24 protein-coding genes are annotated in these 26,616 nt (G+C 67.7%); 14 read left to right on the forward strand and 10 right to left on the reverse strand.

Annotated elements, in window-relative coordinates; translation table 11 throughout:
- Nucleotides 1-63 precede the first annotated feature (63 nt).
- Nucleotides 64-783, forward strand: coding sequence for a polyprenol monophosphomannose synthase (locus tag LGY53_RS17980; RefSeq protein WP_255665259.1), 720 nt, complete (start codon nucleotides 64-66; stop codon nucleotides 781-783).
- Here LGY53_RS17980 and LGY53_RS17985 read toward each other — a convergent pair.
- Nucleotides 780-2,192, reverse strand: a complete 1,413-nt coding sequence (locus LGY53_RS17985; protein ID WP_225727812.1) for an HAD-IB family hydrolase — start codon at nucleotides 2,190-2,192, stop codon at nucleotides 780-782. The two genes, LGY53_RS17980 and LGY53_RS17985, sit on opposite strands and share 4 nt — an antisense overlap.
- Complete coding sequence (locus LGY53_RS17990; protein WP_225727813.1) at nucleotides 2,189-4,663, reverse strand: glycerol-3-phosphate 1-O-acyltransferase; 2,475 nt, start codon at nucleotides 4,661-4,663, stop codon at nucleotides 2,189-2,191. The genes LGY53_RS17985 and LGY53_RS17990 overlap by 4 nt, the downstream gene beginning before the upstream one ends.
- 139 nt (nucleotides 4,664-4,802) lie before the next feature.
- On the opposite strand from LGY53_RS17990, the gene LGY53_RS17995 reads away from it, so the two are divergent.
- Nucleotides 4,803-5,579, forward strand: coding sequence for a DUF2127 domain-containing protein (locus tag LGY53_RS17995; protein ID WP_225727814.1), 777 nt, complete (start codon nucleotides 4,803-4,805; stop codon nucleotides 5,577-5,579).
- A gap of 91 nt (nucleotides 5,580-5,670) precedes the next feature.
- Nucleotides 5,671-6,996 (forward strand): salicylate synthase, encoded by a 1,326-nt coding sequence (locus tag LGY53_RS18000; RefSeq protein ID WP_255665258.1) that lies wholly within the window; start codon nucleotides 5,671-5,673, stop codon nucleotides 6,994-6,996.
- 177 nt (nucleotides 6,997-7,173) lie between these two features.
- Here LGY53_RS18000 and LGY53_RS18005 read toward each other — a convergent pair whose 3' ends face one another.
- Nucleotides 7,174-8,787, reverse strand: a complete 1,614-nt coding sequence (locus tag LGY53_RS18005; RefSeq protein ID WP_225727815.1) for a (2,3-dihydroxybenzoyl)adenylate synthase — start codon at nucleotides 8,785-8,787, stop codon at nucleotides 7,174-7,176.
- A 247-nt stretch (nucleotides 8,788-9,034) separates the two neighbouring features.
- Here LGY53_RS18005 and LGY53_RS18010 point away from each other — a divergent pair, with 247 nt between their 5' ends.
- Nucleotides 9,035-9,916, forward strand: a complete 882-nt coding sequence (locus LGY53_RS18010) for an oxidoreductase (RefSeq protein WP_225727816.1) — start codon at nucleotides 9,035-9,037, stop codon at nucleotides 9,914-9,916.
- A 1-nt stretch (nucleotide 9,917) separates the two neighbouring features.
- On the opposite strand, the gene LGY53_RS18015 is transcribed toward LGY53_RS18010, so the two are convergent.
- Entirely contained in the window at nucleotides 9,918-10,286 is a 369-nt protein-coding gene (locus tag LGY53_RS18015; protein WP_225727817.1) for a disulfide bond formation protein B, read from the reverse strand.
- A 143-nt stretch (nucleotides 10,287-10,429) separates the two neighbouring features.
- On the opposite strand from LGY53_RS18015, the gene LGY53_RS18020 reads away from it, so the two are divergent.
- Both LGY53_RS18020 and LGY53_RS18025 read left to right on the forward strand, forming a co-directional pair.
- The gene (locus tag LGY53_RS18020) at nucleotides 10,430-10,900 is read left to right on the forward strand and encodes a carboxymuconolactone decarboxylase family protein (RefSeq protein WP_225727818.1); all 471 of its coding nucleotides are present in this window, start codon (nucleotides 10,430-10,432) and stop codon (nucleotides 10,898-10,900) included.
- Nucleotides 10,901-11,139: 239 nt separating this feature from the next.
- Nucleotides 11,140-12,252: a 3-deoxy-7-phosphoheptulonate synthase gene (locus LGY53_RS18025; RefSeq protein ID WP_225727819.1), complete on the forward strand. Its 1,113-nt coding sequence runs from the start codon at nucleotides 11,140-11,142 to the stop codon at nucleotides 12,250-12,252.
- A gap of 109 nt (nucleotides 12,253-12,361) precedes the next feature.
- Here LGY53_RS18025 and LGY53_RS18030 read toward each other — a convergent pair whose 3' ends face one another.
- Nucleotides 12,362-12,979, reverse strand: a complete 618-nt coding sequence (locus tag LGY53_RS18030) for a GNAT family N-acetyltransferase (protein WP_225727820.1) — start codon at nucleotides 12,977-12,979, stop codon at nucleotides 12,362-12,364.
- Nucleotides 12,980-13,067: 88 nt separating this feature from the next.
- Between LGY53_RS18030 and sigJ the strand changes: the two genes are divergently transcribed.
- The gene (gene sigJ, locus LGY53_RS18035) at nucleotides 13,068-13,988 is read left to right on the forward strand and encodes an RNA polymerase sigma factor SigJ (protein ID WP_225727821.1); all 921 of its coding nucleotides are present in this window, start codon (nucleotides 13,068-13,070) and stop codon (nucleotides 13,986-13,988) included.
- Nucleotides 13,989-14,067: 79 nt separating this feature from the next.
- On the forward strand, nucleotides 14,068-15,243 hold the full coding sequence (locus tag LGY53_RS18040) for a pyridoxal phosphate-dependent aminotransferase (protein ID WP_225727982.1): 1,176 nt from the start codon (nucleotides 14,068-14,070) through the stop codon (nucleotides 15,241-15,243).
- Nucleotides 15,244-15,245: 2 nt separating this feature from the next.
- Here LGY53_RS18040 and LGY53_RS18045 read toward each other — a convergent pair whose 3' ends face one another.
- On the reverse strand, nucleotides 15,246-15,890 hold the full coding sequence (locus LGY53_RS18045) for a trimeric intracellular cation channel family protein (protein ID WP_225727983.1): 645 nt from the start codon (nucleotides 15,888-15,890) through the stop codon (nucleotides 15,246-15,248).
- 81 nt (nucleotides 15,891-15,971) lie between these two features.
- Complete coding sequence (locus LGY53_RS18050; RefSeq protein ID WP_225727822.1) at nucleotides 15,972-16,616, reverse strand: LysE family translocator; 645 nt, start codon at nucleotides 16,614-16,616, stop codon at nucleotides 15,972-15,974.
- Between the two features lie 212 nt (nucleotides 16,617-16,828).
- On the opposite strand from LGY53_RS18050, the gene LGY53_RS18055 reads away from it, so the two are divergent.
- From LGY53_RS18055 to LGY53_RS18070, 4 genes are all read left to right on the forward strand, one after another.
- Nucleotides 16,829-18,487: a DNA repair helicase XPB gene (locus LGY53_RS18055; RefSeq protein WP_225727823.1), complete on the forward strand. Its 1,659-nt coding sequence runs from the start codon at nucleotides 16,829-16,831 to the stop codon at nucleotides 18,485-18,487.
- A 40-nt stretch (nucleotides 18,488-18,527) separates the two neighbouring features.
- A complete protein-coding gene (locus LGY53_RS18060) occupies nucleotides 18,528-19,193 on the forward strand; it encodes a DUF3239 domain-containing protein (RefSeq protein ID WP_225727824.1) in 666 nt (221 codons plus the stop codon).
- A 194-nt stretch (nucleotides 19,194-19,387) separates the two neighbouring features.
- Nucleotides 19,388-20,026 (forward strand): LysE family translocator, encoded by a 639-nt coding sequence (locus LGY53_RS18065; protein WP_225727825.1) that lies wholly within the window; start codon nucleotides 19,388-19,390, stop codon nucleotides 20,024-20,026.
- A gap of 82 nt (nucleotides 20,027-20,108) precedes the next feature.
- On the forward strand, nucleotides 20,109-21,539 hold the full coding sequence (locus LGY53_RS18070; RefSeq protein ID WP_308102920.1) for a M1 family metallopeptidase: 1,431 nt from the start codon (nucleotides 20,109-20,111) through the stop codon (nucleotides 21,537-21,539).
- On the opposite strand, the gene LGY53_RS18075 is transcribed toward LGY53_RS18070, so the two are convergent.
- The gene (locus LGY53_RS18075) at nucleotides 21,536-22,351 is read right to left on the reverse strand and encodes a hypothetical protein (protein ID WP_225727985.1); all 816 of its coding nucleotides are present in this window, start codon (nucleotides 22,349-22,351) and stop codon (nucleotides 21,536-21,538) included. The two genes, LGY53_RS18070 and LGY53_RS18075, sit on opposite strands and share 4 nt — an antisense overlap.
- Before the next feature lie 350 nt (nucleotides 22,352-22,701).
- On the opposite strand from LGY53_RS18075, the gene LGY53_RS18080 reads away from it, so the two are divergent.
- The gene (locus tag LGY53_RS18080; RefSeq protein WP_225727826.1) at nucleotides 22,702-23,223 is read left to right on the forward strand and encodes a hypothetical protein; all 522 of its coding nucleotides are present in this window, start codon (nucleotides 22,702-22,704) and stop codon (nucleotides 23,221-23,223) included.
- Between the two features lie 3 nt (nucleotides 23,224-23,226).
- On the opposite strand, the gene LGY53_RS18085 is transcribed toward LGY53_RS18080, so the two are convergent.
- Nucleotides 23,227-25,515 carry a helicase-associated domain-containing protein gene (locus LGY53_RS18085; RefSeq protein ID WP_225727827.1) on the reverse strand — a complete coding sequence of 763 codons (2,289 nt, stop codon included), beginning with the start codon at nucleotides 25,513-25,515 and terminating at the stop codon, nucleotides 23,227-23,229.
- Between the two features lie 74 nt (nucleotides 25,516-25,589).
- Between LGY53_RS18085 and LGY53_RS18090 the strand changes: the two genes are divergently transcribed.
- Nucleotides 25,590-25,778 (forward strand): hypothetical protein, encoded by a 189-nt coding sequence (locus LGY53_RS18090; RefSeq protein WP_167471837.1) that lies wholly within the window; start codon nucleotides 25,590-25,592, stop codon nucleotides 25,776-25,778.
- Between the two features lie 89 nt (nucleotides 25,779-25,867).
- Here the strand turns inward: LGY53_RS18090 and LGY53_RS18095 are convergent, their stop codons facing one another.
- The gene (locus LGY53_RS18095; RefSeq protein ID WP_225727828.1) at nucleotides 25,868-26,491 is read right to left on the reverse strand and encodes a resuscitation-promoting factor Rpf1 domain-containing protein; all 624 of its coding nucleotides are present in this window, start codon (nucleotides 26,489-26,491) and stop codon (nucleotides 25,868-25,870) included.
- Between the last annotated feature and the right edge of the window lie 125 nt (nucleotides 26,492-26,616).

A 26,616-nucleotide genomic window follows, 5' to 3' on the forward strand; every position in this document is an offset into this window, starting at 1 on the left:
CGAACTAAGTGCTGGGGTTCCGTCACGGCTCCCGGCGGGAACAGGTAAGCAGGAGGGCGACCCTTGAGGGTTACCGTTGTTGTGCCGACCTACAACGAGCGGGAAAATCTGCCGGTGGCGGTGGAGCGGCTGACCGCGCTACCGGTGCCCGATCTGCATGTGCTCGTCGTGGACGACAATTCGCCGGACGGCACCGGTGAGGTGGCCGACAAGCTGGCGGTGGAGCTGCCGAACGTCGTCGATGTGCTGCATCGCACAGAGAAGGACGGTCTCGGCCGGGCCTACATCGCGGGCATCACCAAGGCGCTGGACGAGGGCGCCGATGTGGTGATCCAGATGGACGCGGATCTCTCGCATCCGGCCGAGGTGATTCCGGCCATGCTCGAAAAGTTGTCGACCACCGATGCGGGCGTCGTTCTAGGGTCGCGCTATGTGCCGGGCGGATCCACCGCCGCGGAGTGGAAGTGGTACCGCAAGGCGCTTTCGGCCTGGGCCAATTTCTACGTGAACCTGATCCTGCGGCTCGGCGTGAAGGACGCGACCGCCGGATTCAAGGCGTGGAAGGCGGATACGCTGCGCGCCATCGATGTGGCATCGATCCGCAGCAACGGCTATTCGTTCCAGGTCGAGATGAACTACCGGACGATCAAGCAGGGTATTTCGATCGCCGAGGTGCCGATCCGGTTCGAGGAGCGCACCAAGGGCGCATCCAAGATGAGCCTGCGGGTGCAGCTGGAGTCGGCGCTCATGCCGTGGAAGCTGCTCTTCGGCCGCGCGGTCTAAGCGGACGGCCAGTCGAGCAGGGTTCGGGTGAACAGCCCACGTACCGCCTCGACATTGTCGGTCATGTCGTCGGGATCCCACCCGCTGACGTCGATCGGATCGAGGAAGGCGACGTCGACGGTGCCGCGCCGGGCGATCATCGAATTGCGCCAGGAGATTTCGCCCGCGTTGCGGATCACCACCGGGATGATCGGCACGCCGGCCTGAATGGCCATGTGGAAGCCGCCCTTCTTGAAGGGGCCCGGGCTCGGCGTGTAGGAGCGGGTGCCCTCCGGGGCCAGCGCGATGGACAGCCCACCGCGCAGCGTGTCGACGACCGGGCGCAATTGGGCCTTCGCCTCCGCGGTGTTGGCGCGATCGATGAAGGTGACGCCGACGAACCGCAGCAGCGGCCCGAAGATCGGATTGTGCGTGAGTTCCTTCTTGCCGATTCCGGTGACGCCGCCGATCAGCACATTCGGCACCACGATCACGTCGAACTGGCTCTGATGGTTGAACAGGAAGATCGCGGGTCGCGGCGCCAGCGCCTTTTCCTTGCCGGATACCGTGATTCGGACGCCGATGGTGCGCAGCGCGAACCGGCTGCCGTGAACCATCAACGCGTCGGCCATTTTTCGGCGGTCGCGGGTGTAGGACTTGCTCAGCACGCCGACGAACGCGCCGACCAGTAGCGCGACCAAGCCGGCGATGGTGCGCAGCACATCACCGGTGGTCGGTTCGCGGCGCGGCCGGAAGCCGAGCGTCGGCCAATTCTGTTCGGTCGCGAAGGTGGTGAGCCGTGGCTCGGGATCGACCGCGACCGGATGGCCCACCTGCGCGAGCAGCGGCACGTCCGCCCCGCAGGCGCTGTAGGCGTAGCTCTGCCCGAGATCGATGCCGCGCGCCGCCGCGAATTCCCGCGCGGCATCGGCTTTTCCGTTGCCCCACAGTGGTTTTCCCGCGACGAAGCCGGTGAGTATGTCGTCCTCGGTGGCCATCTCGGTGCACAGCACGTGCTCGATGCCGAGTGCCGTCGCGGCCGGCGTCACCTGGAAGCGGGTCAGCGAACTGGTCAGCACCACGGTGTGGCCCGCAGCGGCATGCGTCCGGATCAGTTGCCACGCCTCGGGATACAGGTAGCCGTAGACGGTGCGGCGGAACAGATGTTCGCCCAATTCGTCCAGGTCCGCGCTCGATCGCCCGGCCAGTGCCCGGCTGAGCTGTTGCAGGAAACGGCTGTACGGTCCGTCGGAGCCGAAGGTCCTGATCCCGGCGAGCAGGACGGTCTGCGGGTCCGCGTGCCGGAACAGCCGCCGGTACCAGGGGATTCGAATCGCGCCCGCGACCGCGCCGCCGAAGTCGAAGATCGCCGCGACTCCGGGTCCCTGTGGCCCGGAGCGGATGGCGGCCACCGCCTCGGCCAGCTTCACCGTAGCTCCAGATCGGTGCGGTTGGACGGGTCGAGCAGGGCGGCCCGGGAGATGCGCGCGCCGATGGTGCGCAGCCGGGCGGCGAATTCGGTTCTGCGCTCGGTCAATTCGGCGCGCCGCTTGGCCGAGTCGTGTGCCACCGCGGCGAGCAGGCCGTGATTGTCCGCGAGTTTGAGTGCGCTGCCGAATAATTCGGTGGAGACCGATTCCGGGCTGTGCAGCCGCTGCTGCAGCAGCATCTGTTTACCGACCGCGACGCATTCGTCGATGAACTGCTTGCGATCGAATTCGAGCGCCGGATCGCGGGCGGCCAGCCGCTCGGCAACCACCAACTGCGCGTCGAAGAACGAACGCAGCACCCGGTGCGCCATCATGAAGCCGGAGGCGGTGAGCTTGTCCAGGATCTCCGAGCCGCGGGTGTCGGCCCGGGTGTGGTTGTACCAATCCGGGTCTACCAGCAGCATTTCCGCGGTCAGCTGGTCGGCGAATTCCTTGCGCTCCGGGAAGAAGAATTCGAACTTCAGCAGGTCGCGCAGCCGGAACGCCTCCTTCCAGCCGATGCTCAGCTGATCGCTCGCACCGCTTTCCACCGCCGCCAGAATGGCCAGCTCCAGAATCGCCCGGTTGACGAACCAGTGCACCGCGCTGTTGCGGTAGAAGGCGGCCTCCAGATGCGCACCCGGCTCGATCGAGTACACCGGCTCCAACCCGCCGCGGTAGACGGTGACCACCCGGGCCAGCGAAAGCTGTTCCAGCACAACGGCGAGGCTCTGTTCGTCGCGCAGCGCGGCGAGTTCGCCGCGCGGCAGTTCGCGCTTCTCGATATAGCCGAGCACCGGGTTGAGCACCGAGCGCACCTCGCCCAGCGTTAGTGCGCGCTCGTGCACGCCGAGCAGTGCGAGGGTGGCCAGGGCGTTCACCGTGATCGGGGTGACCGCGTTGATACCGACCGCGATCTCGAAGGCCAAGCGCTGCACGGCCTTTCGCTCCAGCTCGGTGACACCGGGGTCGGTGTCGGGGCCCGGCGCCGCGGCGGCGGGTAGTGGCGAGCGCGTCTCGGTGCGATGCAGCGGAATGGTGATCGGGTGCGGGGTGAGCGGATCGCCGTACGCGGCAAGGCGGTCCCGTGCCGAGAGCGGTTCGCCGAACCGGACGTATACGTGCCCGGCCGAATGTTGCTGGCTGCGAACATATCTCGCCAGCCAGGCCAGGCCCTCCGGTTTCTTCTTGCCGCCGGACTGCTCGGTGGCGATGGCGCCGAGCTCGTTGAGCCGCTCGTAGGTGATCGACACCGGCACCAGCATCACATCGTCCACCCGGTTCGAACGTACTGCCGCGGCAAGATAATTCAGCAGCCCGTAACGCGGCGGCCGCAGCTTTCCGGTGCGGGTGCGCCCGCCCTCGAAGTACCACTCCAGGTTGAATCGTTTGGCCAGCAGGTAGGCGAAGTATTCCTCGACCACCGCCTTGTAGACCTCGTCGTCGCCGAAACTGCGCCGGATGAAGACGGTGCCGGTGCGCCGGGCGATCGGGCCCATCGGCCAGAAGCTCAGGTTGGCGCCGCCGATCACATGGTTCGGTGGAAAGTCGTTGCGCGCCAGCACATCACCGAGGACGAACGCGTCGACGTAAGACCGGTGCGATGGCAGGAATACCAGCGGATACCGCCGGTTCATGGCGCGCAGCCGCTCCAGCCCCGATGCCTCGCCGTCGACCTTCCAGGTCGAGGCGTGTACCGGGCGCATGGCCTGAGTGAACAGGTCGGACACCAATCTGCTTTGCGCGGCGACGAGTTCGTTTAGCGCCTTCTCGGCCCGGTGATACACCTCGTGCGGTTTACTGCCGGACTGGTCGGCGATCAGCTCCAGCCTGCGCAGGAATTCGGGTGAGTCGAGTATCTCCTCGGCGACCAGCCGCGGCACCTTGTACCGGTCGCCGATCACATTGCGTTCGGCGCGTTCCAGGGCGACGACGGCGGCGCGGATCACCGCTCTGGCAAGCGGTTCGGCCGAACCCTTGGCCAGTAGCGCCGCCGCCTCCGGATTATTGGCGCGCAGCGCGCTGAGCAGCGCGGGCTGCCCGGTGAGCACGATATGCCGGTCCGGCGCCTTGCCGATCAACCTGCGCTGGGCGAAGCGGTGCGGTTTGCGCGGATTGCTGAGCAGCGCGAGATCGGCGAAGGTGACCCGGCGCACGCCGTCGCGCTCCGGCGGCAGCCACAGCACCCGCACCGGAACCACGAGCGGGTCGTCGTGCCGGGTGACGAGCCGCTCGGCGACCGCGGTCGCGTCCAGGTCGAGCTGGGTGATCGGCGCGTCGGTGCCGAATTCCTTGGCGATACCGCCATCGAGTAGCCAGGCGCCGACCAGTTCGCGCTCCACATCGGTCGCGGCGTCGATGAGGGCCACCACCGAATCCGGCTGTGCCGATTGCCGAATCGGCGCCGGTGCACCGTCGCTGTGCTCGATCATGGCCGTGGTCCCTCCGAAAATGGCGATCTCCCTATTCAAGCCGCCCACGGCTTTTCGCGCAGGAACTCCGGACAGCGAGTTGGCCGGGCGCGCTGTCGCGTGGTGCCCGGCGGTGGGCATCGCCCATTAAGCTGCGCGCATGGATTGGGCGTTGCGCGCATGTGGCTGGCACGGTCATTACACCTATGCGCCGGACGAGCAGGACCTACGGGAGCGGCTGCGGGTGGATACCGTGGCCGGGGAGGCGTGGCGCTGTCTGCGCTGCGGCACATTCGTGCCGGGGGAGCCGGTTGGCCGCGGCCCCGCCGATCATGCGCCGGAGGTGCCGCGCGGCCGATTGCTGCGCGACCGCTGGATCATGCGCGCGCTCGCCATCGAGCGGGTGCTGCGCGCGGTGGTGCTGATCGGCCTCGCGGCGGGGGTGTTCAAGTTCCGCAGTTCGCGCGAGTCGGTGCGCGCGGCGTTCGACGAGGATCTGCCGCTGCTCAAACCGTTCGCGGACCAGATCGGCTGGGATATCGACCGGTCCAAGATCGTGCACACCATCTCGTCGGCGTTCTCGCTGTCGAGCACCACGCTGCTGTGGCTCGGCGTCGGCGTGCTGGTCTACGCCGGGTTGCAGGTGATCGAGGCGGTCGGTCTGTGGCTGGTGCAGCGATGGGGTGAATACTTCGCGGTCATCGCGACCAGCATCTTCCTGCCGCTCGAGATCTACGAGCTGACCGAGAAGATCACCGTCCTGCGCATCGGCGCGCTGCTGATCAATATCGCCGCGGTCATCTGGCTGATCTATAGCAAGCGGTTGTTCGGCTTGCGCGGTGGCGGTAAGGCCTACCACGAGGAACATCACGCCGAGAGTTTGCTCAGTGTCGAGCGCTCGGCCTTGTCCGTACCGAATCAGCCTGCTGACGCCTGAGTTCCGCTGTGGTTGCCGACATCGACAACGGCTAGTCAGGTAATGCTAACCTTACTTATCGAGTGAGGTCAGCATTACCTATGGAGGATCGTTGTCGACGACGGACGAACGCTTGCGGGTGGAGTATGTGACCGATCCGGCGGCAGCGATGTCCCGGCTGGCGGCCGCCGAACGATTCGGCGAATACGTCGTATACGAGCGCCCCGGCGAGTGGGTATTCGCCGCGGATCCGATCGGCGCCGTCGAGCTCGACGTGGACGAGCTGCGGGTCAGCTGGAATGGGCGCACCACCGCGAGCTCGTGGGACGGTAGCCCGGCCGCGGTGCTCGACCGGGTGCTCGGCACGCTCCCACTCGGCGACCGGTCGGCCTACGGCTGGCTCGGATTCGAGTTCTGCGCATGGGCTTTGGATGCGACGCGGCATCTGCACCCGCGAACAACGCTGGCGCACTTGATGATTCCCCGCATCGAGGTGCGGGTGGGCGAATCCGGCGTCCGGTTCTCCGGTGCGACGCTCGCCGAGGCCGACGAGATTCGCGAAATGATCGCCGCGGCGCAGGAATCCGAATTGCCGCCGGCGCATCCGGTGGACGTGCGGCCGGATCCGACCGACTACCGGGGGCGGGTGGCCGAGGCGGTCGCCGAGATCGGCGCCGGGCGGTATCAGAAGGTGATCCTGTCCAGGAAGGTCGAACTGCCCTTCGCCGTCGATGTGCCCGCCACCTACCGGCTCGGGCGCGCACACAACACGCCTGCCCGGTCGTTCCTGTTGCGGCTCGGCGGTTTGGAGGCCGCGGGTTTCAGTCCGGAGCTGGTCGTCTCGGTGGACGACGAGCGGGTGGTCACCACCGAACCACTGGCGGGCACCAGGGCATTCGGTCGCGGCGCCGCCGCCGATTCGGCCGCGCGGGCCGAACTCGTCGCGGATCCGAAAGAGATCGTCGAGCACGCGATTTCGGTGCAGACCGCCTTCGCCGAGATCGCCGGGATCGCCGATCCCGGCACGCCCGCGGTCTCGGATTTCATGGCGGTGCGCGAGCGCGGCAGCGTGCAGCATCTGGCCTCTACCGTGCGGGGCCGACTGGCCGCCGACCGGTCCAGCTGGGACGCGCTCGCGGCGCTGTTTCCCTCGGTGACCGCGTCCGGAATTCCCAAGCGGGCGGGCGTCGATTCGGTGTTCCGGCTCGACGGCGCGCCGCGCGGGTTGTATTCCGGTGCGGTGGTGACGATTTCGCCGACCGGTGCGTTGGAGGCGACGCTGGTGTTGCGCGCTGTGTATCAGACCACAGCGGGCGCCTGGCTGCGCGCGGGTGCGGGCATCGTCGGCCAGTCGCGGCCCGAGCGGGAATTCGAGGAGACCTGCGAAAAGCTCGGCAGCGTCGCACCGTACGTCGTCAAGGCGCAATTGGACGGATGATCACCAGGCCTCCCCGCCGGTTTGCGGGGAGGTATCTTCCTGGGGTACCACGTTCTGGCACAACCAATTTCGTCGTGGCCTGTGCACTGGGGTCCCGATCTCCCGGCCCCGCGTAGCTCGGCCGGGATGGGCGACGGTGGTGCTCCCGCAGACGCACCACCGTCTGCTCATCGGCGTTTACTCAGCCACCAGCGCCTTCTTATCGATCTTGCCGACCGCGGTGACCGGAAGGGTTTCGGTGCGGCGCAGCACATCCGGCAGCTTGTAGGTGGCCAAGCCCCTGGCGGTCAGAAAGGCCTTTATCTCCGCCAGCGTCGGCATCGCGGCGTCGACGACCAGTACGGCACAGACCTTTTCGCCGAGGGCGGGGTCCGGCAGACCTACGGCCGCGGCGTGCCGGACCGCCGGGTGGGCCAGCAGGTGCTCCTCCAACTCGTCGCAGGAGATGTTCTCGCCGCCGCGATTGATCACGTCCTTGATCCGGCCGGAGACCACCAGATGACCGCTGGGCAGGCGGCGGACCAGATCGCCGCTGCGGTAGTAGCCGTCCGGGGTGAAGGCGCGGGCGTTGTGTTCGGGCGCACGGTAGTAGCCGCGAATCGTGTAGGGGCCCTTGGTGAGTAGCTCGCCCTCCACGCCAGGGGGCACATCGTTGCCGTCGGCGTCGACCACCCGGACCTCGTCGGCGGGGGACAGCGGCCTGCCCTGCGTGGTGGCGACCAGTTCCGGATCGTCGTCGAGGCGGGTGTAATTCAGCAGGCCCTCCGCCATGCCGAACACCTGCTGCAGCGCGGCGCCGAGCGCGGGGGTCACCTCGCGCGCGTTCACCTCGGCCAGGCGCGCGCCGCCCACCTGCAACAGCCGCAGCGAGCTCAGGTCGGCCGTTTCCCATTCGGTTGCCGCGCACCACAATTGGGCCAGCGGTGGCACCACCGCGGTGACCGTCACCCGATGCCGCTGGATGGCCGCGAATGCGCTCTCGGGGCTCGGATCGATGCCGAAGACCACCGCGGCGCCCGCCGCGACGGCGCCGACGATGCCGGGGCAGGCCAGCGGAAAGTTGTGTGCCGCAGGCAGTGTCACCAGGTAGACGTCGTCGGGGGTGAGCTCGCAGACCTCGGCGCTCGCGGTCGCGTTGTAGACGTAGTCGTCGTGTGTGCGGGCGATCAGCTTGGGCAGGCCCGTCGTGCCGCCGGAGACCAGCAGCAGCGCGATATCGGACGGGTCCGGCTCGGGTAGCGAATCACCCTCGCGCGGCACCGAATTCAGGTCGGTGTCGGCGCCGGGGTCGCCGAGTACCAGGACATGGCGCAGCGATGGCACGGATTCGCGCACGATCGCGGCCAACTCGCGATAGTCGAAATCGCCGACGCGGTCCGGGATCACGTAGCCGACCGCGCCGGAAAGTTCGGCCAGATGCGCGATTTCGGCACGCCGGTGCGCGGGTAGCGCGAGTACCGGGATGATGCCCGCGCGCAGCATGCCGAACAGGACGGTCAGGAATTCGGGCACGTTCGGCAGCTGCACCACCACTCGGTCGCCGGGGGCGATGCCGAGGGCGAGCAGACCGTTGGCCATTCGATCCGCGGCGGCGTCCACATCGGCGTAGCTGTGTGCGCCGCGCTCGTCGAGCAGGGCGGGCCGGTCCGGATGCCGCCCGGCCGCCGCGCGCAGCAGCTCGCCGAGGGTGCGGCCGGACCAGTGGCCCGCCGCCCGGTACGCGGCGGCCGCCGACTCCGGAAATGGGACGTAGCCGTCTCGATGGGTGCCGGTCGCTGCGGTTGTCGTCACGGTCTGCCTCGCAAATACTCGGATCCTGGCTTCTAAGGTTAGGCAACCCTATCTCAATGCGTTAGGCTGCTGCCGAACAGTGCTCGGTGAACAGTGCTCGGTCGAGAGGGAGGTGCCCATGCGTTGACAGTCCGGTCGAATCGGCGTCGACGACCGGATCGGACGGGATTGCGGGATCCACACCGTATTTCGGGGCCCCGCGCGCTCGCACGAAACCATCCCGTCCAGTCACATTAAACTCCCCGGCATGACGCGCTGGGACACCACGAACATCCCCGATCAGACCGGCCGTATCTTCATCGTGACCGGCGCGAACAGCGGGTTGGGCGCGGTGATGGCGCGGGAGCTGGCGGCGGCGGGCGCCGAGGTGATACTGGCCTGCCGCGACCTGGCACGGGCCGAAAAGGTTGCGGCCGAACTCGGTTCGCGCGCCGTCGTGCGCCGGCTGGATCTGGCGGACCTGTCCTCGGTGCGCGAATTCGCCGCGTCCGTCGACCGGGTGGATGTGCTGATCAACAATGCCGGGGTGATGGCGGTACCGCTGTACCGCACCGCGGACGGTTTCGAAATGCAGATCGGCACAAACTATCTCGGGCATTTCGCGCTGACCGGCCTACTGCTGCCGAAGATTTCGGATCGCGTCGTCACCGTCGCCAGCGGTGCGCATACGATCGGCCGGATCGATCTGGACGACCTGAACTGGGAGCGGCGTAGCTATCAGCGCTGGCTCGCGTATGGTCAGGCCAAGCTGGCCAACCTGATGTTCCACTATGAACTGCACCGCAGGCTCACCGCCGCGGGAGCCGAACTCACCGCGGTGGCGGCGCATCCCGGTTATGCCGCGACGGAGCTGATGTCGCATACCGAATCGCTGCTCGGCCCGATCATGACGCTCGGCAATCGGCTGCTCGCGCAGAGTGCCGAAATGGGCGCTCTCCCCGAACTTTTCGCGGCCACCGCACCCGAGGCCGAACCGGGTGGCTACTATGGGCCGACCGGATTCGCCGGTATGCGCGGCTATCCCGGCCGGTCCGGTTCGACCGGCGCGGCACGGGACGTCACCGTCGCCAAGGGATTGTGGGAGCTGTCCGAACGACTCACCGGTGTCTCGTTCGATTTCGGCGGATGAGTCAGCCCAGGATGTGCACGTCGTAGAAGAACTGGTAGCGGTCCGGATTATCGGGCAGGATGTGCAGCATCGTCTGCCGCCAGGATGCGAATCCGCCTGCGGCACAGGCGACTATGGCCAGACCCCAGCCGGTCGCGTAGTCGTCCGGGGTAACCGTCGTCGTCATCGCCCGCCGCACGATATAGGCGCCGCCGAGCGCCGCGAGCAGCATGAACATGCGCTGCACCAGGCACAGTGGGCACGGATAGTCCCACGCGATGAACTGGACGCCGAGCCCGCCGCAGACCACGCCGGTCCAGCCGATGACGAAAATCCAGGCCAGCCAGTATTGGACGCGGCCGAGCGGCCGTGCTGTCGCCTGCTCGCTCACCAGTTCAACCCCAGCCCGAGGACCTGCTCGGACACGCCGCCTGGAAGTGACGACGGTCATATCCGAAGGCATGTCACAGTGCGCGCCGTCGCGTCGTCGTCTCAGTGAAGCCAACCGGAACCGAACAAGGAACGAGGGACATCATGGACGCCCGCTTCGATCTTTTCGCCAACCAGGTCACCAGCAAGTTCGTCAAGCGCATCATCACCGCGGGCAAGGTGGTCGAGGAATCCGGATTGCCTTCGGCCACTTACGAACTGGTGAAGATCCGGGCCAGCCAGATCAACGGCTGCGGCTACTGCACGGATATGCACACCAAGGATGCGCTGCACGCGGGCGAGGACCCGGTGCGGCTCAACCTGGTCGCCGCATGGCACGAGGCCACCGTATTCACCGAGCCGGAGCGCGCCGCGCTGGCCCTCACCGAGGCGGCGACCCGAATCGCCGACGGCGGCAGCATCAGCGACGAGGTCTGGGCCGATGCGCGCAAACATTTCGACGACGACCAGCTCGGCGCGCTGATCGCGGCCATCGCGATGATCAACGCCTGGAATCGGCTGAACACCATCGTCCGCAACCCGGCCGGGTCCTACGTGCCCGGCCAGTGGGGCTGATCTCGGTGGGATCCGGGCGATGTGTCGTGTGGCACTGTTGCGCCGCGCCCGACGCATCGCCTGGTACAGTCGCCGACGTGCAGCGCGCGTATTTCTGGTTTAGCAAGCCGGCCCTGGGTGGGTCGGTCTGCGGCAACCACATGCGCTGACACCTTCCACCCCGAGCCGGACGATGGACCGGCTCGACGGGTTTGCACAACGTCCGTGGGTCGGCCGTGACGAAAAGGAATCCACCCACGATGACAACCGCAGCCGAGATAGCCGCACCCGATCCCATATCCAGTGGCGACACCGCCGATCTGGATGATCGACGCACGATTTCGCTCAGCCCGCTGCGTTCCCCCGCCGACGTGCGCCGCGCACACCCCATCACCGACGAACTCGCCGATGTGGTGCGTACCGGGCGCAGGGCGACCGTCGATGTGCTCGACGGCGCCGACGACCGCCTGATGGTGATCGTCGGCCCGTGTTCGGTGCACGATCCGGTCGCGGCGATCGATTACGCGAAGTTGTTGGCCGCCAAGGCCGTCGAACTCGGCGACCGGCTGCACGTGGTGATGCGGGTGTACTTCGAGAAGCCGCGCACCACCCTCGGCTGGAAGGGGCTGATCAACGATCCGCACCTGGACGGCAGTTTCGACGTGAACACCGGACTCGGGCTCGGCCGCAAACTGCTGGTCGACATCACCGCGCTCGGGCTGCCGGTGGCATGCGAATTCCTCGATCCGATCACCCCGCAGTACATCGCGGACCTGGTGTCGTACGGCGCGATCGGCGCCCGCACTGCGGCCAGCCAGGTGCATCGGCAGTTGAGCAGCGCGCTGTCCATGCCGGTGGGCATCAAGAACGGTACCGACGGCGATGTGCAGGTCGCGGTCGACGGTGTGCGCGCCGCCGCGGCCAGCCATGTCTTCCCCAGCACCGATCTCGACGGCCGGGCCGCGCTGGTCCGCACCGCGGGCAACCCGGACTGCCACGTCATCCTGCGCGGCGGCAGCACCGGAACCAACTACGACTCGGCCTCGGTGGCCGAGGCGTGCATCCGGCTGGAGAAGTCCGCGCTGCCGCAGCGCGTCGTCGTCGACGCCAGCCACGGCAACAGCAATAAGGACCACAACCGGCAGGTCGACGTGGTCACCGATATCGCGGGCCGGTTGGCGGCCGGTGAACAGGGCGTAGTCGGGGTGATGCTGGAGAGCTTCCTCGTCGAGGGGCGTCAGGATCTGACCCTCGGCCGGGCCGACGAGCTGACCTACGGCCAGTCCATCACCGACGCCTGCCTCGACTGGGCGCGCACCGCGCAGCAGCTGGACCGGCTCGCCGAAGCCGTCGCGCAGCGCCGAGAGCGCTGACCAGTCATGCGATTCGGATCAGCCGACAAGACAACTGATTTCGTGCGGACATGGGTAACTCGCCGGGCACGGGCCAACTGGACTCGCTCGTTACCGGCGGCCGCCAACGCTAATTCCGTGGCGCCTGAGTCTGGCTTAGAAGTCGCGGAGAGGCGGACAAGCACTCCGCGGGCCAGCCGTCGGCCGGGCCGGGTGGATCGGTGTGCAGGCGCGCGGCCAACCAGTGGTCGCGCCGGACACCGCGCTGCATGCTGCCGAGCCTGCACAGTCCCTCGTACCGGAATCCGGTGCGGCGGGCCACGCGCGCCGAGGCGTAATTGCCGACGAAGGCGCGCCAGCTGATCCGCTGCAGCGCCATGCCGTCGGGTTGAAATGCGAAGTCGCACACCAGGTTCACCGCCCTGGACATCAGACCGCGGGACCGCTGCGCCGAGCTCTGCCAAAAGCCGATCTCGGCGGCGGTCTCATCGCGCCCGCCGAGCCCGATGGTGCCGATCAGTTCGCCGTCGGGCCGTAATCGCAGCGCCCACACCGGACTGCGGCCCGCCCAGCCGGGGCCGACGACGTCGTAGATGAAGGTTTCCGCGTCGGATCGGTGGTACGGCACCGGAATGGTCACCCATTCGCCGATCTGTGGATCCTGGCAGCACTCGACGATCGTTTCGATATCGGCCGCGGTGGGTGGCGTCAGCCAGACCGTTCCATCGGAAAGGATGCGTTCCTCCATCGAGTCATGGTGCCACGGTCCGCGCCGGATCATCCGGTTTGCCCGTCCGCGAATCGACGCGATTCGGACGGGCCGTACAATCTGCTCGATGGTTGCCGCTCTTCTCGCCGACTTGTTCGAATCCCATAGGGGGCATCTGCTCTCGGTCGCCTACCGGCTTACCGGGAGCGTCAGCGCAGCCGAGGACGCCGTGCAGGAGAGTTGGTTGCGCCTCGGCGGGGTGCACCAATCCGAGATCGAGGACCTGCGCGCCTGGCTCACCACCGTGGTGAGCCGAATCTGCCTGGACCACTTGCGCGGTGCCGCGGTGCGCCGGGAAAACTATGCCGGCCAATGGTTGCCGGAACCGATCGTCACCGGGGCCACCCCGTCCAGCATGCCTGACCCGCTGGAATCCATTGTGCGCAAACAGGAGTGCCGCCTGGCCGCGATGGTTGTGCTCGATACGCTCACCCCGCCGGAGCGGGTCGCGTTCGTGCTGCACGACGGGCTCGGCGTGCCGCTGGACGAAATCGCGGACATTCTCGACGTTTCCGTCGACGCGGCCGAGCAGTTGGCGATGCGCGCGCGAAATGCGATGGCGCACATCCCGCCACCGGTCACCGACGCCGAGCACACGGCCGCGGTGCGGCGGCTGCTCGATGCGCTCCGCACCGGTGATCTCGACGCGATAACCGCTGCGCTGCACCCGGATTCGCGGGTCATCGAGGATGACGGCGGCGCGTCGCCGACCGCGATCAATGTGGTCGGCGGCCGGGAACGGATCGCGCAATTCTTCCTCGAACTGGTGCGGCGGTTCGGGGCGGGCTCGGCACAGGATGCACCGGGTGGTTACGAATTCGCCCATGTCAATGGACAACTCGGCCTGGTGGTCAAGGGCGATCCCGGCGAATTCGGGCTCGGCGGCTGGCCGGCCCGGGTGCTGGGCTTTGTCGTTCGCGACGGACTGGTCTGGGGCGCATACGATCACGCGAATCCGGCCAAGCTCACCGGGATCCGGCTCGGCTGAACCCTGGGCGGTGACCGAGATCACTCGGCTCGCCGACGGGCCGGTCGACACCGATACGGCCTCGACTACCCTGCGAAATATGTCCTCGCAACCCGCGACCGTCGCGCGCCTGCGCCCCTTCGCCTCCACGATCTTCGCCGAGATGACCGAGCTGGCCGTCCGCCACGACGCGGTCAACCTCGGCCAAGGTTTCCCGGACACCGACGGCCCGGCGGGCATGTTGGAGGTGGCCAGGAAGGCCATCGCCGACGGTATGAACCAGTACCCGCCCGGCCGGGGTATGCCGGTGCTGCGCCAGGCCATCGCGGCCGACCGCAAGCGCCGCTACGGCATCGACTACGACCCGAATTCCGAAGTGCTGGTCACGGTCGGCGCAACGGAGGCGATCGCCGCGGCGATCCTCGGCCTGGTCGAGCCCGGCGGTGAGGTGGTGCTCATCGAGCCGTACTACGACTCGTACGCGGCGGCGGTCGCGCTGGCAGGCGCGACGCGGCGCACCGCCCGGCTGGTGCCGGACGGCGACGGATTCGTGCTCGATCTGGACAGCCTGCGGGCGGCCGTCACCCCGGCCACCAAGATGCTGGTGGTGAACTCGCCGCACAATCCGACCGGTACCGTACTCGGCCGCGACGATCTCACCGCCATCGCCGAAATCGCCTGTGCGCACGACCTTCTCGTGCTCACCGACGAGGTGTACGAACATCTGACCTACGACGGCGTCGAGCACATCAGCCTCTCGACGTTGCCCGGTATGTACCAGCGCACCGTCGTGGTCTCCAGCGCGGCGAAGACCTTCAATGTGACGGGCTGGAAGACCGGTTGGGCACTCGGCCCGGCGAACCTGATCGATGGTGTGCTCGCGGCGAAGCAGTTCCTCACCTTCGTCGCGGGCGGGCCGTTCCAGCCCGCCGTCGCGTACGCGCTGGACAACGAGCAGGACTGGATCGCCGGACTGCGTAATGAATTGTCGGACAAGCGGCTTCGGCTGTCCGCCGCGCTCGCCGATACCGGCTTCGGCGTGAAGTCAACGGCCGGAACCTATTTCGTTACCGCCGACATCACCCCGATGGGTGCGGCGGACGGTATGGCGTTCTGCCGCGAACTGCCCAAGCGGCTCGGTGTCGCCGCGGTGCCGGTGAGCGTATTCGTCGATCATCCGGAGGAGTGGAATCACCTGGTGCGCTTCGCATTCTGCAAGCGCGACGAAACGTTGGACGAAGCCGTGCGGCGCCTGCGCGCCGCACACGGCAAGTAGCCCTATGTCTTTCGCAACGCCTGCGGCGCGCGCCAGTGGTACTTGCGCGCCAGCAGGCGCAGCACGATGGCGGCGAGCGCGGCGAGTCCGCCGGTCCAGGCCCGGTATTCGCCGTAATAGAGCAGCGTCGCCGTGGTCGCCGCGCCGATCAGCGCGGGCACCGCGTACAGCTCCTGGTCCGGGCGCAGCACGCTCGGCGTCTGCCCGGCCAGCACATCGCGGATGACGCCGCCACCGATCGCGGTGACCATGCCGAGCAGCGCGGCGGTCGGCGCGCCGGTGCCGTACGCGTAGGCGACGACCGTTCCGGTGACGCAGAAAAGGCCGAGCCCGATGGCGTCGAAGATCTCCAGCGGCCCGCGGATCAGCCGGGCGGGCGGATGCCGGAGGAAGACGATGAGCGCGGCGAGCAGCGAGACGCACAGGTAGGTCAGGTCGGTGAAGGCGGCGGGCGGGGTGCGCCCGATCAGCAGATCGCGGATGATCCCGCCGCCGAGCGCGGTCGCGCAGGCCAGCACCGCCATGCCGAAGATGTCGAAATCCCTGCGGACGGCGAGCAGCGCACCCGAGGTCGCGAAGGAGAGCACCCCGAGCAGTTCGCCGATCCGCTGCGCGGCGTTGACGGCCGAGTCGAGCTGGGTCGCCATGATGTCGATGCCGGCCACTGGCCCGCGCTCCCTTCGTGAATCCGAGTTTTCACGAGGAAGTCAACGCTCGCTGGGCGGTAACTATGCCAGCGAAGGGCGGGCCTTGTCTGTGGCGAGCAGCACCGCGATGGTGCCGAGCACGGTGCCCATCAGATAGCGCTGCATCCGCAGCCACAGCGGACGACCGGCCAGGAAGGCCGAAATTCCGCCCGCGCCCAGCACGATCATGCCGTTGACGGTCAGCGCCACCGCGATCTGCACCGAGCCGAGGCAAAGGCTCTGCAACCACACCCTGCCGTGTTCCGGCGCGACGAACTGCGGGATCAGCGCCATGTACATGATGGCGATCTTGGGGTTCAGCAGGTTGGTGACCAGGCCCATGGTGAACAGCCGCCGGGTCGGGTCGGCGGGCAGCGGCGACGGCGCGAAAACCGAGACGCCGCCGGGGCGCAACGCCTTCCACGCCAGCCACAGCAAATAGGCCGCACCGGCCAGTTTCAATCCCAGGTACAGGCCCGGGACCAGGGCGAATACGGCGGTGATGCCCGCGGTGGCCGCGGTGAGGTAGACCCCGAATCCGGCGGCGACCCCGCTCAGCGAGATGAGCCCGGCGCGCCTGCCCTGCGATACCGTCCGCGACACCAGATACATCATGTTCGGCCCGGGCGTGAGCACCATGCCCAGCGCCGCGGCCCCTACTCCCAGAATTGCGGCGGTCCCGATCATGTCTCGATCGTCGCGTGCCGCGGCCGCCGCGTCTCGGTCCAGTCTTCGCCTGCTGGACACGCCAAGATCGGCGTGTCGCAAACCGTGTGTTACGGCGTGTCGGAATAAACGGATCCGGATTTTCGCTGCACGGTGCCTGTTCGCACCCGCGGAGATTCGTGGTGTCGGTGGGGTCCGGAAGAATGGGCGGGAGTCGAAGCCAAGGAGGGACTGTGACCGACGGTCCACTGATCGTGCAGAGTGACAAGACGCTGCTGCTGGAGGTCGACCACGAGTTGGCCGACGCGGCGCGGCAGGCGATCGCGCCGTTCGCCGAGCTGGAGCGCGCACCCGAACATGTGCACACCTACCGGGTGACGCCGCTCGCGCTGTGGAACGCGCGCGCCGCCGGGCACGATGCCGAGCAGGTTGTCGACGCGCTGGTCAACTTCTCCCGGTACGCGGTGCCGCAGCCGCTGCTGGTCGATGTGGTCGACACGATGGCCCGCTACGGCCGGTTGCAGTTGGTCAAACATCCCGCGCACGGGCTCACGCTGGTCAGCCTGGATCGCGCGGTGCTCGAAGAGGTGTTGCGGCACAAGAAGATCGCGCCGATGCTCGGCGCCCGCATCGACGACGATACGGTGGTCGTGCACCCGTCCGAGCGTGGCCGGATCAAGCAGATGCTGCTCAAGATCGGTTGGCCCGCAGAGGATTTGGCGGGTTACGTGGATGGCGAGGCGCATCCCATCGAGCTCGATTACGAGGGTGGTCACTGGCAGCTGCGCGACTATCAGCAGTTGGCCGCGGATTCGTTCTGGGCGGGTGGGTCCGGCGTTGTGGTGCTGCCGTGCGGCGCGGGTAAGACGATGGTCGGCGCGGCCGCCATGGCCAAGGCCAAATCGACCACGCTGATCCTGGTCACCAATACGGTCGCGGGCAGGCAGTGGCGGCGCGAGCTGCTGGCCCGCACCTCGCTCACCGAGGACGAGATCGGCGAATACTCCGGTGAGCGCAAGGAGATTCGGCCGGTGACGATCGCGACGTATCAGGTGATCACCCGCCGGACCAAGGGCGAGTACAAACATCTCGAGCTGTTCGACAGCCGCGATTGGGGCCTGGTCATCTACGACGAGGTGCATCTGCTGCCCGCGCCGGTCTTCCGGATGACCGCGGACCTGCAGTCCCGCCGCCGGCTCGGCCTCACCGCGACGCTGGTCCGCGAGGACGGTCGCGAGGGCGACGTGTTCTCGCTCATCGGGCCCAAGCGCTATGACGCGCCGTGGAAGGATATCGAGGCGCAGGGCTGGATCGCCCCGGCCGACTGTATCGAGGTGCGGGTCACGCTGACCGATGCCGAACGCATGGCGTACGCGACGGCCGAACCGGAGGAGCGGTACAAGCTGTGCTCCACCGCGCATACGAAAATCGCCGTGGTGGAATCGATCCTGGCCCAGCATCGGGAGGCGCCGACCCTGGTGATCGGGGCCTACCTGGATCAACTCGACGAGCTCGGCGTCGCGCTGAACGCGCCGGTGATCCAGGGTTCGACGAAAACCAGGGAGCGCGAGGAACTCTTCGACGCGTTCCGGCGCGGTGAGATCCCGGTGCTCGTGGTGAGCAAGGTGGCGAACTTCTCCATCGATTTGCCGGAAGCCTCGGTGGCCGTGCAGGTTTCGGGCACCTTCGGCTCGCGGCAGGAGGAGGCGCAGCGCCTCGGCAGGCTGCTACGGCCGAAACACGATGGCGGACAGGCGCATTTCTACTCGGTGGTGTCCCGCGACACGCTCGACGCCGAGTACGCCGCACACCGCCAGCGTTTTCTGGCCGAGCAGGGGTATGCCTATCGCATAACCGATGCCGACGACTTGCTGGGTCCGCCCATCGGATAAGCGGAGACCAATCCTCCACAACGTGTGCTAGGAATACATCGTGCGACGCTTCGAATTCCCAGTTGACCGAAGGCACGCGCACGCGGTCAACGAGGTTTTCGCCGCACTGCGCAGATTGCGGATAATGGCCGTCGCGGCGGCGCTGGCCTGCGTCGCGATCACGGCCGCCCTGGTGTGGGTCGACCATCCGTGGGCCTACATGGTGGCCATCGCATTCGGGCTCGGCACGCTGATCGCGGCCTGGGTCGCGCTGTGGACCCCGCACCGCTCGAATATCGACAAGCTGTACCACGAAAGCGAATTGGTGCCCGCCGTCGTCTCGGAGACGTATCCGAGCGGGGTGGTGCTGCTCGCGCTCGTCGATGTCGCCAAGCCGGAGTCGCCGGACCCGCGCTATGCGTTGATCACCAGGAAGGTGCGCACGCTGCCCGGTCATCAGGCCAAGGCGGGCGAGCGGGTGCCCGCGGTGGCGGTGCGCACCGATCGGGCGCCTGGCGTCGGTGAGCGCTGGCAGTCGGTGAGCGCCATGCCCATCGCCTGGGGCACCCGCGACGGCGCCGTCATCGAACGCGCCCGCGCCGCCATCAGCGAAACCGAATGGCGTTTGCTCACCGACAATCTCGGCCTCGCCGATAAAGTGCGCCGCACCTCCACCAAGCGCCTGCTGCTCGATCCACACCAGCTGCCCGGAGAACTAGGGGTCTGACTCCCCTGTACTGCCCCCTAGGGCACGTCCTCAAAGTCCCATCCGGCGCCTCCGCGGTCCAGCTCGCCGCCTGGCCGCGTTGTCGTCGTCGCCGATACAACCCCGGTATCGGCTCCTCCTCCGCCTTGCCAGGCGACGAGCTGGACCGCGGATGCATCCGGCCGGACTTTGAGGACGCGCCCTAGACTCGGGTGATGGTGCCAACGGCCGATCTGCTGGCGTTCGTCGCGGCAAGCATTCTGTTAATCATCATTCCGGGGCCCGGTGTGCTGTTCACCGTCGGGCGGGCACTCGCGCTCGGCCGTCGCGCGGCGCTGGTTTCGGTGCTCGGGCATTCCGCCGGCGTGCTGGTGGAGTTGATCCTGATCGCATTCGGGCTCGGCACGCTGCTTGCCGTCTCGGCGGTCGCGCTCACCGTTATCAAGTTCGCCGGCGCATTTTACCTTGTCTACCTGGGTATTCAGACCTTCCGTGACCGAAAGTCGTTGAGCGAGGCGCTTTCCGCGCGAGTCGAGCCCGCGTCCGGTAAGCGGGTGTTCCGGCAGAGCTTCCTCGTCGGCGTCACCAATCCCAAGGGGATCGTGTTCTTTTCGGCCGTGCTGCCGCATTTCGCCGATCCGCGGGCCGGTTCGCTGCAACTGCAGTTCTTATTGCTCGGCAGCATTTTCCTGGCGATCGCACTGGTGTCGGACAGTATCTACGCGCTGACCGCGGCGGCCGCGCGGAACTGGTTCGCGAAGTCGCCGCGCAGGCTGTCGGCGGTCGGCGGTGCGGGCGGGGTATTGATCGTCGGGCTCGGCGCCTCGGTGGCGCTGAGCGGGACGAGCGACTGACGGACTGCCGAATCCGGCGGGCGTTATCCCCGCTGGACGTCCGAACCGGCTACCGTACACCGGGTATCCGGATCGAGGAGGGGTGGTCGTCGCGATGAAATGGTGGTCCGGCCCGTTGGCCGTCGGTATGGTGGGCGCGCTCGGGCTGACCTCGGCCGCCGTCGCACCGATGGCGGCGAGCGCCGATATCGCCAATCCGTTCGTCGGCGCCCCCGGCCTCGGCGATCCCTACTATCCGCTCGACGGCAACGGCGGATATGACGTGCGGCACTACGACATCGGCATCGACTACGACCCGCCGAGCCACCAGCTCACCGGCACCGCTCGGATCGATGCGGTGGCGACGCAGGCGCTCGGGGCGTTCAACCTGGATTTCGCCGGACCGCAGGTGCGCACGGTCTCGGTGAACAACCTGCCCGCCACCTTCGATCGCAACGGCGAGCACGAGCTGACCATCTCACCCGCGCTGCCGCTGCTGCCCGGACTGCCCTTCACGGTGACGGTCGAATACTCCGGGATTGCTGCCGACACCCAGGGAGAGGGTTGGACCTACTCGTCCGGCGGCGGCGCGTTCGCCGCCGGTGAGCCGCACAGCGCCGCGACCTGGTACCCGCTCAACGACACCCCTTTGGACAAGGCCACTTTCACGCTGCGCGCGACCGTCCCCGCAGAATGGGAGGTGATGTCCAACGGGGTGCGCACCCAGGACGCGGTCGAGAACGACAGGCGGACGGTCGCCTGGGAGACCCATCAGCCGACCATCGGCTATCTGACCACCATCGCCATCGACAAATTCGATTTCCTGGAGCAGCGGCGCGCCAACGGGACTCCGCTGTTGAGCGCCTTCGCACCGAATGCCGGGCGGACACGCGCGCTGGAGGAGCGGCTGCCCGAGGTGCTCGACTTCATCGAAAGCCTTTACGGCCCTTATCCGTTCGATGCGGCGGGTGGAATTTTCGTCGACACCGATTTGAAGTTCTCGCTGGAAACCCAGACGCGGCCGATCTATGCGCCGTGGGTCGACCTGGACACCGTGGTCCACGAGGTGACGCATCAGTGGTGGGGCGATTCGCTCTCGGTGCGGCAGTGGTCCGATGTCTGCCTCAACGAATGCTTCGCCAGCTACACCGCCGACTATCTCTGGCCGGAACGCAAGGACGGCAAGAACGTGGACGCCGAATATCGTTCCACCATCGAGAAATACGGCAAGGATCAGCGGTTCTGGGATATCGCCCTCGCCGCACCGGGCGTCGGAAACGAATTCACCTCGGTCTATTACCGAGGCCCGCTCTTCCTGCATGCGTTGCGCAAGCGCCTCGGTGACGACGTATTCTTCTCGGCTGTAAGGGAATTCAACGCCGCACATGCGTACGGCAATGCGTCGATGCCGGAGTTTCGCGCCTTCCTGCAGACGAAATCCGCGACGGATCTCACCGGCTTCCTCGCGGCGTGGCTGGATGGCACGACTCGGCCACCGGACGAGTTCCTCTACCCGGATGCGTTGCGCGGCTAGGCCTTCGGTTTGCCCTCGGCCTTGGCCACCCGCCGCTCGGCCCGGTCCACTTGTTTCTGCGCGGTGTGCAGTTGCTCCTTGGCGGACCGGTCGGCCGCACGCGCGAATTGCCGTTCGTGTCCGGCGCGATCCAGTTCGTCGCGCAGGCGCTCTATTCGGGAGTTGATCTCGGCCAGGCGATGCGCGGCCTCGTCCGCCTCCGTGGCGGCTGTATCCCGTGCGGCGCGCGCCGATTCGAGCGCGGCCCGCGCCTCGTCACGCTCATGAACCGAATCCTGTTCAGGCGCGGTTGTTTTCGGATCTTCTGCGCGGTGTTCCAGCACCGAGAGCGTCGGTCCGGCCGGGCCGAAACCCTCGTAGGTCGCGGCGCTCGTCAACGTTCCGGTATGCACCTGTTCGGCGACGGCCGGATCGGCCAGTGCGGCCGTCAGCGTCTGGCCGACCTCGCGCAGCACCGCCTCGCTCGCCGGACGCCCGTGCTCGGCGGCCAGCGCGCCCGCGCGTTTGGCGAGCGCGTTGACCACCTGCTGACGCTGTGCGGTCAGGGTGCGCAGCCGCTGCCCGGACAGCTCCCGCTGCGCCGCGCGCAGCGCCGCGGCCAACTCCAGCAGCGCGTCCACTTCGCGCGGCGCCTCCCGGGCGAGCAGGTTCACCGTCCAGGCGGTGACCGTCGGTTTGCGCAGCTTGCCGATGGCGGTCGCGAGTTCTCGGTCACCCGCGTCGCGCGCGGATCGGACCAGCGCGTCGCGCGCGGCGACGAATTCACTCGGGTGCAGCGCGTATAGGTCGGTGGTTGCCTCGTCGAGCGTCATCTGCCGGTCCTCGCCTTCGCTCGTGGCGGGCATGGGAACGAAACGAGCGTAACGAGGCGGTCGGTCGGAACGACACCCCCGGTGGATTGGACGAACGTCCACGTCAGGCGTTTACGCGAAAGGCATTGCTAATGGACTACTTTGGGTTTCAACTGCTGACCGGACTGCTGCCGCGGGTGCTCGGACTGTCGATGATGGGGCTGTGGGCGCTGCACTGAGCCGCCGATTCGCCTTAAGGATGCTTCGAAACCCCTGGATCTAGCCCGCACGGCTGATGCGACCCGGTACCCGCGCAGGTATTCTCACCCGCGTTCAGGACCGTGAACATGTTCGGTGAGAAAGGTTTTCCCGTGAAGTTTCCAGGAGCGAGGCTGCTGGCACGCGTCGTGCTCGCCCTCGTTGCGGTGGCCGCGGTAGTAGTCGCGGTGGCCGGATGTTCGGCCGAGGCAAGTAAGTCCGATACCGCCAAGGCGAAGGTCGGCGACTGCATCAACGTCATCAAGGCTTCGGAGAACGACGCGAAGACCGAGCCGGTCGATTGCGCGTCCGACAATGCCCTGTACAAGGTCGCGAAGACCTACGACAAGAAGACCGACTGCACCGCACCCGCCGTCGGCTACAACGAAACCCTGAAGAACAACGAGACGGTGGCCTACCTATGCCTGGCACCGAACTTCAAACAGGGCAAGTGCTATGCCGATCTCGGAACCACCGGCTGGAAACTGACCGACTGCACCGCGAAGGAAGCCAGCTTCAAGGTGGTGCAGCGCATCGACGGCAAGGCCGACGAGCTGGAATGCGGTTCGAATGCCGAGAAGTTCCTGACCATCGAGGAGCCGAAGACCACGTTCTGCATGGCCAGGCCCGCCTGATCGTCATTCCAGCAGGGCGACCGACGCGATCCGGTGCAGGGTGAAGTGCCGGACCGCGCCGGTCACCGGGTCCAGGGCATCGAGTTGCCCGTTACCGACCTTCAACGGCTCGACCACCCGTTGCGTCGCGACGCCCTGTGCGTCGACGTAGCCGATATTCACCGACCGCCGCACCCGCGCGGCCAACTGCAGCAGCGCCAGGGTCGCCGCGGTGCTGGTGCGGGTGCCGTCGGTGCGGACCGACTGTCCCTGCCGGGCGCTCGCGGCCCGTTCGCCCGCCCGCAGCTCGGTGACGAGCAATTCCAGCTGTTCCCGGCTCGGCGGCGTCGGTCGATACGACTGTCTCGCGTTGGGGCGCACCGCGATTCGCGCACCGCGCGGCCGCAGATCCACGATGGCCCCCGAAGCGTCCTCACCCGCGGGGGCGAATCCGGCCGCCCGCAATTGGTCGAGCAGGTCACCGAGCGGCGCCTGCGCGATGGCCACCGTCGGCGCGATGGCCCGCAGCGCGAGCGCGCTCGCCACTGGCGCGGCCAGCACCTCGGCCAGCAGCGCCGGATCGTCGCTGCGCACGAATGATTGCGCCATCCCGGCCCGCAACTGGCCGTGGCGGCGGGCGACGTCATCGATGAGGTAGGTCAGCGCCTGCGGCACCGGTGTCCGCGAATGCGTGGCGAACAGCCGGTGCAGTTCCGCCGCGGTGAGGCCGGCATCGAGCGCACGTCGCACCGAACCCTCGCCGATCCGGTAAACCGTTGCGGCGCCCGCGGATTCGATATCCGCCACCAGTGCGACCCGCTGCCGCAGGTCGGCGGTGAGCGGGCCGGGCGCGATAACCGTCAGGTCCGCCTGCACCAGCACATGGTCGACCGGCTCCGGCAGCGCCGTGGCCATCTCGGATTCGGCGTCCGCGGCCGCGCCGTGCACCAGCGCGCGGCCCGCCGAAGCCAGCGCGCCGCGCCCGATCAGGCCGACCGCGGCCGCCTCCGCCAGCGTGTTGCGCACCGCCTCCGCGCGAAAGTGCCTGCGCCAGCGCGGTTGTCGCCAGGCCAGCGCCCGCCCGATCGCGGCGGCATCGATGGCGCTGCCGGAGGGCAATTCGGCCAGCAGGCCGAGTATCGCGCGGCGGTCCCTCGGCGCGACCGGATTGCGCAGCTCCACCGACAGCGCGGCGATGGGTTTGTCGTTGGTGTCGCGCATGCCGATCATCCAGGGGAGCCGGTCCAACTCCAGCCAGGCCTGGGCGATGGTCACCCAGCGCCGGGCCGGCGGCTGCTCCAGCCAGGCGTCGGCGGCGGGTGTCGGGGCCCAGAAATCATCGGTGGAATCGAATTCCGGGGCCGGATCCGGGAAACCCTTCTCGATCAGCTTGGCCGCCGCCAGCAGCTCGACCAGCAGCCCGGCGCGCGGCTCATCGATACCGGTCTGCTTCGCGACCCGGCGCAGTTCGCGTACCCCGAGCCCGCCCGCCCGCAGCGCGGGCGCGGGCAGTTGACCGAGCGCGTCGATGATGTCGCCGCAGTGCCGAAGCAACTCGCCGACCTCGCCCGCCGCGACGGCGTTCACCTCCGCCGGGGTGTGCTTCACCGGATCGGATGTGGGCGGGCGCAACAGGTTCGGGTGGGTGACCGGCTCGTTGCGCAGTACCTGACCGACGGTGATCGGCAGCTCGACCGTCTCGTCGTCGATCCAGTTCAGCAGGCGGCGGGCCAGCAGCTGCTGTACCGGGCGGTCCGGCGCGGTGCCGGGTGCGGCATCCCTGGTGCGGCCGCGCGGGCCGGTGGCCGCCAGCTTGTCGAGCAGATTGCGCTCGGCCGGGGCGATTTCCGCGAGCGCGGCCACCACCTCGGATTCGGTGAGCGCGTCGGGAACCTCGGTGGCGCTGCCGATCGGCCACGGCAGCGCCTCGGCCGCCGCCGGAACCATGCGCAGCCCGTCACCGTCGGTCCAGACCAGCGCGCGATCGGTGAGCCTGGTGAGCGACGCGTCGATCGCCGCCTTGCCGACCCGATCCTTCAACTGCACGTGCAGCTGTTTGCGCGCCAGCGGCGCGGTATCGCCCGGCGGACGGGTAATGCTGTGCACCGCAAGCGTTTCCAGGATGGCGAAATCGAGCGTGTCGAGATCGTCGGTGGCGCGCAGCACCGAGGCGCGCTGTTCGGCACGGGAGGCGAGCACCGTCATCGAGGAGGGCAGTGGCACCGCCAGATCGGGCCGGAGTTCGAGCAGCGCCACCAGCTGGTCATCGCTGCGCGCGCCGAGCCATCCGGCCAAGGAATCGGTTGCGGACATCCCATCCAGCCTACGGGGACCGGCGCGGCGCCGTCGGACGGGAAGGGCACGGGCTCGCATGTCACAATGGGCGCGTGGTGAACAAATCGAAGAAACCGTATGTCGACAACGGCTGGCCGAAGCTGGCCGATGGTGATCACGCGGTCACCGAACTTTCGTCGACCCGCTCCGGTGGGCTTTCGCCGTTCGGCGAGGACACCGAGTTTCCGGTCCCGGCCGAGCAGTTGCCGTACATGCACCCGCATACGGTGATCAACCGGTAGCTATCTCAGGGGCCGGAAAGGTCCTATAGATACGAACAAGGGCCCCGCATCCTCGTCGATGCGGGGCCCTTGTCCGTTGCCGAACAGCCTTACTGGGGGAGCAGCCCCTTGTTGGCCTCGTAGAAGTTCACGATGTTGGGATCCAACTTGACGTTGTTCGCCTTGGCGGTGTTGATGAAGTCGAGCGCTTCCTTGGGCACCTGAACGCCCTGGCTCTGCACGACCTCGATGGCGCGGTCCACCGCGGAGAAGATCTGCTGGCTCTGGTCGGGTGCGGCCTGGGTCTGCGGGGCCTCCGGGCTCCAGCGCGGGGTCTGGCCCGCGGGGGCCGTGCGCGGCGTCGGGCCGCTGCTGAGGCCGAGACGAGAGGAGCAGGAGGGCCAGGCGCCCCAGCCCTGCGAGGCGAGCACCTTTTCGGCGACCGCGATCTGCTGTTCGCGGCTGGCCTGGCTGGCGGTGGAGGCGTAATTCTGACCACCGTGCGCGTTCCAGGTGCTCTGCGTGAACTGCAGACCGCCCTTGAACCCGTTGCCGGTGTCGATACCCCAGTTGCCGCCCGCTTCACACTGGGCGAGACGATCCCAATCCGAGTCGGTTGCCGCGCTGGCGTTTCCAGCGAGGGCCATTCCCGCGGTGCCGAAGATGGCGCCGGTGACGGCGACCTTGGCTACGGTGCGCCCGGTGTTGGTTGGCTTGCGATGGCGTCCACTCATTCCGGTTGTCTTCCTCTCGTACGCACCTGCGAGGTTTATTCGGTCCGGACTGAGAGGTCGTCCGTCCCGCCCTCGCCCCTGCTTCTGCGTCGGGGTCCGGTACCCGCGGGGCGAGGCTCGGTGCG

Source organism: Nocardia sp. JCM 34519.1, from assembly GCF_020361265.1.
GTDB lineage: Bacteria > Actinomycetota > Actinomycetes > Mycobacteriales > Mycobacteriaceae > Nocardia > Nocardia arthritidis_A.